A 10,873-nucleotide genomic window follows, 5' to 3' on the forward strand; every position below is an offset into this window, starting at 1 on the left:
CCCTCACCCCAACGGGGTGAGAAACCACCCCACCACCCACCACACAGGCGGACCGAGCGGTGTTGTGTTCGCGCCAAACTCATCGCAATGACCCCTCTGCCGGGAACGCCACTGCCGGTATGGAGAGGTGCAGCCGTGGGGCCAGCGCCATGCGGTTGGTCGCACGCAACAGGCGGAATCGGTTCCTGGCGCGTGCTCGGGGTTGGCAACTCGCCGTGGCGGTCCCCGCTGGGACCGGCGAAGTTTCGCAAACCGAGAATGGCCGGCCCAACGAGAAGTGGAGGGGCTAGCCGCCGGCGGCCGAGCACCCCTCGTCCGCATCCGTCCCCGCCGGGCGGTGTTAGCCGTGTTTCACCGATCAGTGCAGTCCCGCTGACGAGTGTTGCCCCGACAGCGGAGTGTTCGTTTCGGGATCTTCGTCAGAGCAACCCGAGCGATCGTGCCTTCACGACTGCCTCTCGGCGGCCGTTGACCTCCATCTTTCGGTAGACACTCCGCAGATGCGCTTTGAGTGTATTGACGGAAACGAAAAGCCGGTCTGCGAGTTCCGGCAGAGATGCAGGTTCTTCGATTGCTCTCAATACCTGCATCTCTCGTTTGGTCAGTGGGTCGACGAGGACATCGCGTGCTGCCTCGAGGCCGCGATGTACATGCATGGTCGGGGCGTTCTCGGCTAGGCGCGCCCGGACCAGATCAACAAATGCGGGATAGCGCGTTCCAGCGCCTTTCACGGTACGGAGTAGCCGGTCGACGGCGATGCCGAACTGGAGAAATGGTTGAACGTACTGTTCTGGGGCGGCAAGTTCGATGGCAGCGATCAACGAGTTGACGGCGTGAGGAGACTGCGGCGAGCGTTGATCAGCGAGCAACGCCAGTAGGACCATGGCCTGCAGCATTTCGTCATACAGGCCGCTCCCCGTCTCGACTGCTTCGTCGAGAAGCGCGATGGCGCGGTCGGGTTGGCCCTCACTGACAAGGAATTCGGCGTGCACGACGGTGAGCATGATCGGCCCACGGGCGTCGGCGGGATACGGTGCGAAAATCTCCTTTGCTCCCGCGATGTCGCCCAGTGCCAATCGAAGGCGCGCTCGTTCGGCGATGAGGTAGTCGTCGAAGAGGTATCGAGCGACCATCCGGTCCGCGACCTTTGCCGCGGCATCCATGTCCGCGAGGGCTTGCCTTTTGCGTCCGCGGAGGCTGATGATCAAGCCTCGTACCAGCAGGACGGTGGCACTGACCGCTGCGTCCTGGCGACGTACGGCCGCCATGGCTGCCGCGAGGTGCTGCTCGGCCGCGTCGAGGTTGCCGCGCATGTAGGCCGCCCATCCGAGCGCGTGCCATAGTTCAGCTACCGCACCGGTCAGTTCCCATCCTCGTTTGCGTGCGAGTTCCGTGGCTTCGGCGGCAACGGTGAGCGCTTCGGTGAGCCTGTGTTGGGCGGTGAGGACGCCGACGAGCTGGCTCAGACACCCCAGTTCTACGTAGGCGCGCCCCGTCGCTCGGGCTGCGGACAGTGCCTCGCGTAGGTGGGCCTCGGAGTCGGCTCGCCGACCCACCCAGTACTCGGTGATACCTAGTTGTTGCAAAGCCAGTGCGCGAGAATCACTCGCTGTGGCCACGCCCGAACCGAAGTGGTCGCGAGAGAGAACTGCCATTCCGTGCGCGGCTATGGCAACTGCTTTCAGGTCACCTGAGAGTCTGCCCCGCTCGAGATCGACAACCAGGCTCGCTGGTGTCGCCTCCGGATCGACGGGAAGTTCCGAGGACAGAGGATGCCGGTCGGAGGAATCCTCGGAGGCAGCTTCGGGTTGTGGAGCAACACGCCGGGAGACACGCGAATCGAGTGGCGCTCCGGAGAGGGCGGCGTCGAAAACATTTGCGACACCACCCTCTCCGAGTGCAAGGGTTACAGCGATGCCGATCAATTGAAGCTCGTTGTTGTCGTCGATCACGCTGTCGGGAAGGTGGCGTAATAGGCGCTGAACCGTCACGAGTTGACCGTCCAGATACAATGCCAGCCAATTGTCGAGCAGCAGTTGTTCAGCCTCCGGCCAACACTCGGCGCTACACGCATGTTGGTATGCCGAGACTGCCATGCCGTGCGCGGCAAACCATCTCGAAGCGGTGCGGTAGAGAGTGCCTGCCGCCGGCTCGCCACGCTGTTTGAGTCTGCTTCGCAGAAGTTCGGCGAACATCCCGTGGTAGCGAAACCAGTCCTTGCGCGGGGTGTCGGCGAGGACGAAGAGATTGCGCTTGGCCATCGACCGAAGGACCTCGTAGCTGTCGGTTCGTCCCGTCAGGGCGGTGGCGAGGTCGGCTGTCACGACCTCACATACCGAAGTGCGGAGGAGGAATTCCTGCAGATCGACTGGCAGTCTCTCGAGGACTTCGGAGACTAAGTAGTCGGCGACGTCGGAGTCGTCTCCAGTGAACTCGTGCAGAAACTCGTCCGCCGATTCTGTTTCCCCCAGGGCCAAGGCAGCGAGGCGCAAACCTGCCGACCAGCCCTCTGTCCGTCGCTGTAGTCCTTCCGCTGCGGAGGAGGACAGTTCGACTCCCGACGCGGTGAGCATCGCAGAGACCTCCGCCGCGTCGAAGGACAGATCCTTGGATGTGAGCGCACGGAGCTTGCCTTCGATGCGAAGGCGGCTGACCGGCAGGTTGGGGAGGTAGATACCGCTGAGGACGACCCGGACGTTAGGCGGTAACCGCAGCAGCAGCCATGACAAATCTGATTCCACGATGGAATCGTCGAGCCATTGGATGTCGTCGAGGATCAGTAGGAGGGGTGAGGTGAGCGTGGCGAGGCTTTCGAACAGGGGTACTACCGGATCGTCGCCGGGTTGCCTGTCCGTCGTTCGGGGTGATGCCCGTGCGATGGTGGCCAGGACAGCTGGCCAAAACCGGTTCGGGTCGGTGTCCCGGTGATCTACGGTGAGCCAACTGACGTCGATGTCGCAATAAGGCGACCGCACCCAAGATGCGAGAAGCTGCGTTTTTCCCCATCCCGCCGGTGCGGTGACCGTGGTGACCGGCGACTTGACTGCCTCCGCCAGCCAGGCGAATAGTCGAGGTCTCTCGACGACGTCGCTCGGCAGGAGCGGGACACCCGTTCGTCCTGGGATGGGAATCGAATGCTCGAGCTTGGCGAGCTGATCGAACCGGTTGGCACCGTGGAGGTGGTCGCTCACGCCCGGCACGGTCTCGCCTGCCCTCGACGAGGGGTTCAGCCGTTGCGGTAAGGGCTGCGAGTCGGATACAAGTGCCATCTCATCTACGTCGAGTCCGATGGTTCTCTCCAGGTCACGCAAGATCTCACCGAACTCTGCCGCGGTCTTCGGACGGGCTTCGGGATCACGGGCCATCGCCTGTTCGATGACTTGGCAGACGGCGTCGGAGATCCCCGTTTCCCGCAGGTCAGGGATGGGGTGACTACTTATCCGGACGAACTGCGCGACGAGCCGCTCTCCGCTCCGGCGTTCGAATGCGGCATGCCCGGTGATGAGGCAGAACAAGGTAGCCGCCAGGCCGTAGACGTCGGAGACAACGTTCGGTTCAGCCCCGGCAAGCAGCTCGGGAGCGGTAAAGGCCGGCGATCCGGTAATGACACCGGTTTCGGTTTCGTACCCGCCCGCCACACGGGCTATGCCGAAATCAGTCAGTTGCGGTTCGCCGTAGCCGGTCAGGAGAATGTTGGCGGGCTTGACGTCGCGATGAAGGATTCCGACGTCGTGCGCGGTTTGTAGGGCTCCGGCGAGTTTGACCCCGAAGCGAAGCGATTGCCGGATCAGGAAGGGGCCTTCAGCCCGTAGTCGGGTGTCGAGGGGGTACTTGTGGTAGGGCATCACAATGAACAGACGCCCACTGGCCGTGGTTCCGACCTGATAAACGTCGACGATGTTGGGGTGGCCGGATACCCTCCCCATCGCGTGTTGTTCGCGAAGAAAACGTTCGCTCTCGCGGTCCGATATGTCGGCGGTCAGGATCTTGATTGCGACCGTCCGATCCAAGGCGGGTTGCTCGCACCGGTAGACAACGCCGAATCCGCCGCGCCCTACCTCGACCGCGTTGTCGAAGCCTTCTGCCGCGAGCTCGGCGATGATCTCGTGGGGATCTACCGGCTGAGTGACCGCCGGGTCGATATTTGCCATTGGTCTGCCACCTCGAAAGACACCATATTCGGCGACATCCTCACACCGCCAGATTACGCAATTGTTTCCCGGCCGCGAGGCGACCACGCGACCGGGAAGCAACCGTTGTAAGTTGGTGCGTCAGATGGTCACGAGATCAACACACCACCGGAAACGGTGTCCAATTGGCGCAGTGCCGGCATGACCTCGTTTGCGAAGGTGTTAAGGAATCGGTACTGGTCGTGGCCTGGTCCGTGAAACACCAGGTGGTTGAACCCCGCGTCGATGTATGGCTTGATCTGCTCGACGGCTTCCTCGGTGGTCGAGGCGACGATCCAGCGACTCGCGATTTGGGACAGCGACAAGCACTCGGCTGCTCGCTCCATCTCGGCCGGGTCCGCGAGACCGTGCTTTTGTTCGGCGGTCAGAGACAGAGGTGCCCAGAACCGGGTGTTCTCCAACGCCTTCTTCGGGTCGGGGTCGTAAGAAAGTTTGATCTCGATCGTCTTGTCGATCGGATTGGCGTTTCTGCCTCGTATGCATTCGCTGCTGGCGGCGACGCCCTCTGCCACAGCAGGCAACAATTTTTCGGTGTAGAGGTCCATGCCTTTGCCGGAGGTGCAGATGAATCCGTCGCCGACGCGACCGGCGTACTTGGCGACCACTGGGCCGCCTGCACCGATGTAGATCGGGATGCCGTCGTCCGGCCGGTCGTAAACAGTCGCGTTGTGGGTCTGGTAGTACTGCCCCTCAAAACTGACCCGTTCCTCGGCCCACAGTCGGCGCATGAGTTCGACCGCTTCCCGAAGCCTCGCGAAACGTTCCTTGAAGCCCGGCCATTCCATGCGGGAGACCGCCACTTCGTTTAGCGCCTCCCCGGTGCCGATGCCGAGTATCACTCGGCCGGGGTACAGGCATCCGAGCGTGCCGAATGCCTGGGCGACCACGGCCGGGTTGTATCGGAACGTCGCGGTCAGGACGCTGGTACCCAGCAGCACCCTCGAGGTACGTTCGCCGACCGCCGCCATCCAGGACATCGAGAATGGGGCGTGGCCGCCGACGTGCCGCCAGGGCTGGAAGTGGTCGGACACCATGACGCTATCCAAACCGAGTTCTTCGACGTGTATTGCGAATTCGACGAGATCGCGCGGATTGAACTGTTCGGCAGATGCTTTGTAACCGATCTTCAGAGTCATACAAGGATCCCTTCCTGCCGCGCGCGACAGTATCGTGCAATTAGTGCTGTGGTGGAGCTGTCGTGACCTGCGAGTTGGCCGTCGAATGAATGGATTTCGTCGGCAATCCGGCTTGCCATGACCTTGCCGAGCTCGACCCCCCACTGATCGAACGAGTTGACCCCCCAGATCCAGCCCTGGGTGAAGATCTTGTGCTCGTAGAGCGCGATGAGCTGTCCCAACCTGTAGGCGTTGAGCTCGGGGATCAGTAGCGTGTTGGATGGTCGGTTTCCTCGAAACGTCCGGTGCTCCGGGTGTCCCATGTTGTCGGTTGCGGCGACCTCGCCCAGGGTTCGCCCGAACGCCAGGGCTTCGGCCTGCGCGAACAGGTTTGCCATCAGCAGTTCGTGGTGCTCGAGAAGATCGACGGACGGCCTGAGTACGCCGATGAAGTCGCACGGAACGGGCGTGGTTCCTTGATGGAGCATTTGGTAGTACGCGTGTTGCCCGTTGGTTCCCGGTTCACCCCAGACGATCGGTGCGGTGTCAATGGCGACGGGCTTGCCATCCCTGTCGATCGACTTGCCGTTGCTTTCCATGTCCAGTTGCTGGAGATAGGCAGGGAAGCGGTTGAGGCGCTGATCGTAGGGTAGGACCGCGTGAGTGTGGCTGCCGAGGAAGTTGCGGTTCCAGATGCCGAGCAGTCCGAGCAACACCGGCAGGTTCTGTTCGAGTGGTGCTGTCTGAAAATGCTCGTCGATGGATCGCGCCCCGTCGAGCATCTCCCGGAAGTTCACCGGGCCGATCGCCACCATCAGCGACAGGCCGATGGCCGAGTGCAGCGAGTACCGCCCGCCAACCCAATCCCAGAACTCGAACATGTTGGATGCGTCGATGCCGAACGCCTCAACGGCGACGGTGTTGGTCGAGACCGCAACAAAATGGTGGCGAATGGCAGATGGCGATCCTGCTTGGGAGAGCAACCATCGGCGTGCAGTTCGTGCGTTGGTCAGGGTCTCCACGGTGGTGAACGTCTTCGACGACACTATGAACAGGGTCTCGGCTGGATCCTTGCCGTCGAGTACGCCTGCGATGTCGTGGCCGTCGACGTTCGAGACGAAGGACACGTTCAGACCAGGATCGGATATTGCGCGTAGGGCTTGGTACGCCATGGCCGGACCGAGGTCCGAGCCACCGATCCCGATGTTCACGACATTGCGGATCGGACGTCCCGAGTGCCCTTTCCAGGACCCGCGGCGCAGTTTGTCGGCGAACGCACCCATTCGGTCGAGTACCTCGTGCACATGCGGGACTACGTTGTCGCCGTCCACGAGCACGGAGGCGCCTCGGGGTGCGCGTAGGGCGGTGTGCAGGACGGGTCGGCCCTCGGTCGAGTTGATTCTTTCCGCCGAGAACATCGCGTCGATGCCGCTGCGTAGGCCGCGTGCTTCGGCCAGCGCAACCAGGAGCGGCAGGGTCTCGCGAGTTATCCGGTTCTTCGCATAGTCGAGATAGATCCCGTCGTACTCGGCGGCGAGGTGATCACCCCGCTGCGGATCCTCGGCGAACAGATCCCGAAGTTTCCTGTGCGCAAAGCTGTCCCGGTGGCGCCGCAGGTTCGACCATTCGGGGAGGGACGTCAATGTCATGGTGCCAGTGCCTTTCTTCAGTGCCCGCCGAAGGCGCGTCGCATCGCCGACAGCGCCTTGTCCGCGTACTCGCCTTCACCCCGGGAACTGAAGCGCGCGTATAGTGCGGCAGTCAGGACATGTGCGGGAACGCCGACGTCGACGGCGGCCTGGACGGTCCACCGTCCCTCCCCCGAGTCCGCTACCTGGCGTGAGTACGAATTGAGCTGGGGGTCGTGCAAGAGAGCGCCGGCGGTGAGGTTGAGCAGCCAGGAACTGATCACGCTGCCGCGCCGCCATACTTCAGTGATGGCCGCGATGTCGAGGTCGTACGAATAGAAATCCGCGTCGGCGAGCGGCGCTGTTTCTGCGTCGTTTACGCGGGGTGCATGACCGGAATTGGCCTTCTGGAGGATCGCGATACCTTCAGCCAGTGCAGCCATTTGTCCGTACTCGATGCCGTTGTGGATCATCTTCGTGAAGTGTCCGGCCCCGGCGGGTCCGCAGTGCAAGTAGCCGTTTTCCGCCGTGTCGGTCACACCCGTGCGTCCCGGGGTGCGTGGAGCGGCCTCGGTACCGGGTGCGAGGGTGCGGAAGATCGGGTCGAGTCGTTCCACCGCATCTGGGCCGCCGCCTATCATCAGGCAGTACCCGCGTTCGAGTCCGTAGACGCCGCCGCTTGTGCCGACATCGACGTAATGGATCTGACGCTGCGCGAGCGTGTTGTGCCGCACCACGGAATCACGGTAGTGCGAGTTTCCGCCGTCGATGATGACGTCGTCGGCGTCAAGGGTCTCCGCGAGCTCGTCGACGACCCGGCCGGTCACCGCCGCCGGCACCATGACCCACACCGTGCGTGGTGATTCGAGACTACGGGCGAGTTCCTGGAGGGACTCGACGACGACTGCGCCCTCATCTACGAGCTCTGATGCGGACTCGGCGTTCCTGTCGTAGACAACGCATTTGTGTCCCGCCCGAAGAAGCCTGCGAACAAGGTTCGCACCCATTCGTCCGGCACCGACCATTCCGATCTGCATACGAGTCCCTCAGTTCACGTGTAGAGCCCGACGACATTCCTGGGATGGGATCTGTGAGAGTCGGCTGGGGTCAGATCGACTGATCCGACCCCGATGGGTCGTCGGCTCGAGAAGTTGCAACAAGATTCGACGCGGGCCCCCGGGGGATGGAGTGTCCACCCCCCGGAGTCCTGTCGTTTGTAGCGCCGTTCGGTCAGCTCAAGGCGTCCTTGAGAGCCTTGGCCGCTGCGGCCGGGTCCTCGGCGCTGTAGATCGCGCCACCGGCGACGGCGACGTCGGCACCCGCATCACGGACTGCGGCGATGGTGTCGACCTTGACGCCACCGGCGACGGAGAACGGGACACCGGCGATCTTGCCGTCGTCGAGCAGGGTTTGAATGGAGTACCCGGGCTGGGCCTGCTCATCGAGGCCGGCGTGGATCTCGACGAACGCGACACCGAGCTTGGCGATCTCGCGCGCCCGCTCGACACGGTTCTCGACGCCGATCAGGTCGGCGACGACCTTCTTGCCGTGCTTGCGGCCGGCCTCGACCGCACCCTTGATGGTGGCATCACCGGCAGCGCCGAGGACGGTAACCAGGTCCGCTCCGGCGGAGAACGCCAGGTCGGCCTCGAGGAAACCGGCGTCGGCGGTCTTGAGGTCGGCGAACACCTCCTTGTCCGGGTGCGCCGCCTTGATCGCGCTGATGGCACTGAGGCCGGCGCTCTTGATCAGCGGGGTCCCGAGTTCGATGATGTCGACGTACGGGGCCACCTTATTGGTCAGGGCCAGCGCGTCGGCGGTGGTGAGCAGATCGACTGCAACCTGCAGCTTCGTCATGTGTTTCTCCTTGGTTCTGAATGGATTTGCTAATAGCGATAATCGTTGGCTAGCCGATGTTGGCGTGCCGTGTCCACAGCTGTTCGGCTGACTGCTCGTGCTCCGCCCACAGCGCGTGGAAAAGTGCGTCGAACGCCAGCAGCACGCTCTGTTCGAACAGGCTGCCCGAGTACTGTTGTGTCCTCGCTGCGCTGTGGTCTTGTTTGTTCGCCGCTGGAAGGACGAGAGATTCGTCGGCGTGCTCGGCCAACGGTGCGCGACTGGTGGTAGTCACCGAAAGGACCTTCGCGCCAACCTTTTTAGCTGTCTGCGCCGCACTGACCACAGAGAGTGTTGTACCGGAACCTGATACAGCGATTAGTAGATCGTTTTCACCGATCGCGGGGGCTGTGACTTCACCTGCAACGTGCACCTGCAGGCCCAGGTGCATCAGACGCATGGCAGCCATTTGCGCTGCCAGACCGCTGCGCCCGTTCCCAATGACGAAGATTCGCCGTGCCTCCTTGATCAGCGCGCCTGCGCGATCCCACTCCTCGGCCGCGACCGAGCTCAACAACCCCTCGGTCTCCTGGAGGACGGTCGCTCGGGCGTCGTCGAAACCCCTCGTCGTCTGTTCAACGACTGACGTCATAATTTTCCTTTCACTTCACCTCGACAGCAGGGCAACGGTTAGACCCCCTTACCGAGTCGGCCCCGCACCGACTTTTTGCCGCGTCGATTCGCCGACTCGGATCGCTGTAGCGAGCGATGGTTTACGTTGGTGTGCTAGCCCCGTCAGCTGACCGGTTGTGCATCTTCGCTTTCGATCGAGACCTGGTTGAGTGCTTCACGCAGAGCTTCGGGCCCGCGCTTCGCTCCGGCGTCGAGTTCTCGAATCCACCGACGCCAGAAGATGGTCGGCTTGTCGGGGAACACCGAGACCTCGTCTCGTGGATCGCCGATTCGTGCCGGCGTGTGTGAGGCGACGACGGGATAGTCTTCGCCGAGCACCATATCCTGCAATTGAAGGTGGATCTGATCGGAAGACTGGTCATGGGTGTGGCAGGTGAACCAGTAACTACGGCTGGTGTACTCGTCGATCGGCGTCGCGTGCATGAAGATCTGGGTCGCGAAACTGTCCGACCAGGTGAACTTCAAGATGATGCTGAACGGCACCTCGATCACGTACTCCGCCGGCGGCAGCATGACTGCGTTCTCATCGGCCGGAGGGCCATACGTGTCGTCACCCGGATTGTGGGCGAGGTAGGTGTCTGTCTTCCAGGTCAGAGTACCGTTCTTCTGATCGACAGGGTAAGCCGGGAACACCGTGTTCGGCGGCGCCCCGAGGGTCCCCCAGTGTGTGAAGGGGAAGTGGGTGACGTCCATGAAGTTCTCCATGCGTCGCCCGGACGAACATGGCCACTGGTAGGGCTCTCCCATGATGCAGTGCATGGTGTCGTCGTTCCATCCCAGGAAGTCCGGGATCTTCGTATCAACCGAGGAGTCCAGGCGGACCCAGACCAGGCCGTAGCGCTCCTCGCAGTCGTACTGCTTGAGACGCGCACGCGCGGGAATCGGCTGATCAGGAGTAAGCGAAGGAACCTCTTTGCAGCTGCCGTCGTTGCCATAGCACCAACCGTGGTACTTGCACCGCAGGCCGTCATCCTCCGCCCACCCCAGGGTTAGTGCCACACCGCGATGCGAGCACCTGTCCTCGAATGCGATCAGTTTGCCGCCGATCTCCGCGATTCCGATCATCTCTCCCAGCAGCTTCGACTGGAGAGGGCCACGACCACCAGGCTTTGCCGCGCGGAGTTCGTCGAGGGTGGCGACCGGATGCCAGAAGTGGCGCCAGGTTGCCGCGCTGGTGTTCAGATCGTAGACGGGTTCGTTGCCTGTTTGCGTTGTCATAGCTGTTCCTTTTTTGTTGCTGGCAGACCGCGAGTGGTCGCGGCCGGGCGTGTGCAGAACATTGCAGTGGTTTGTTGGTTAGAAGAGTTCGATCTCTTCGCCGTTCTCTACCAACGTGATACAAGCTGTGGGGCAACTCTTTGCCGCCCGCAACAGCTGTCCCCGATCAGAACCCGACGCCATTGGCAACACC

The 10,873-nt window shown here is 62.5% G+C and carries 7 protein-coding genes; all 7 read right to left on the reverse strand.

Annotated elements, in window-relative coordinates; genetic code table 11:
• Positions 1–419: 419 nt before the first annotated feature.
• Positions 420–4,151: a serine/threonine-protein kinase gene (locus RhoFasB10_RS25395; RefSeq protein WP_167679247.1), complete on the reverse strand. Its 3,732-nt coding sequence runs from the start codon at positions 4,149–4,151 to the stop codon at positions 420–422.
• Between the two features lie 128 nt (positions 4,152–4,279).
• A complete protein-coding gene (fgd, locus tag RhoFasB10_RS25400) occupies positions 4,280–5,326 on the reverse strand; it encodes a glucose-6-phosphate dehydrogenase (coenzyme-F420) (protein WP_167679249.1) in 1,047 nt (348 codons plus the stop codon).
• Complete coding sequence (gene pgi / locus RhoFasB10_RS25405) at positions 5,323–6,954, reverse strand: glucose-6-phosphate isomerase (protein ID WP_167679251.1); 1,632 nt, start codon at positions 6,952–6,954, stop codon at positions 5,323–5,325. The genes fgd and pgi overlap by 4 nt, the downstream gene beginning before the upstream one ends.
• Positions 6,955–6,971: 17 nt before the next feature.
• Positions 6,972–7,970 (reverse strand): phosphogluconate dehydrogenase (NAD(+)-dependent, decarboxylating), encoded by a 999-nt coding sequence (gene gnd, locus RhoFasB10_RS25410; RefSeq protein WP_167679253.1) that lies wholly within the window; start codon positions 7,968–7,970, stop codon positions 6,972–6,974.
• Positions 7,971–8,163: 193 nt separating this feature from the next.
• Positions 8,164–8,790, reverse strand: coding sequence for a 3-hexulose-6-phosphate synthase (gene hxlA / locus RhoFasB10_RS25415; RefSeq protein ID WP_167679255.1), 627 nt, complete (start codon positions 8,788–8,790; stop codon positions 8,164–8,166).
• A gap of 49 nt (positions 8,791–8,839) precedes the next feature.
• Positions 8,840–9,421: a 6-phospho-3-hexuloisomerase gene (gene hxlB / locus RhoFasB10_RS25420; RefSeq protein ID WP_167679257.1), complete on the reverse strand. Its 582-nt coding sequence runs from the start codon at positions 9,419–9,421 to the stop codon at positions 8,840–8,842.
• A 143-nt stretch (positions 9,422–9,564) separates the two neighbouring features.
• The gene (locus RhoFasB10_RS25425; protein ID WP_167679259.1) at positions 9,565–10,680 is read right to left on the reverse strand and encodes a Rieske 2Fe-2S domain-containing protein; all 1,116 of its coding nucleotides are present in this window, start codon (positions 10,678–10,680) and stop codon (positions 9,565–9,567) included.
• Positions 10,681–10,873 lie beyond the last annotated feature (193 nt).

This window comes from Rhodococcus sp. B10, from assembly GCF_011770055.1.
Classification (GTDB): Bacteria; Actinomycetota; Actinomycetes; order Mycobacteriales; family Mycobacteriaceae; genus Rhodococcoides; species Rhodococcoides kyotonensis_B.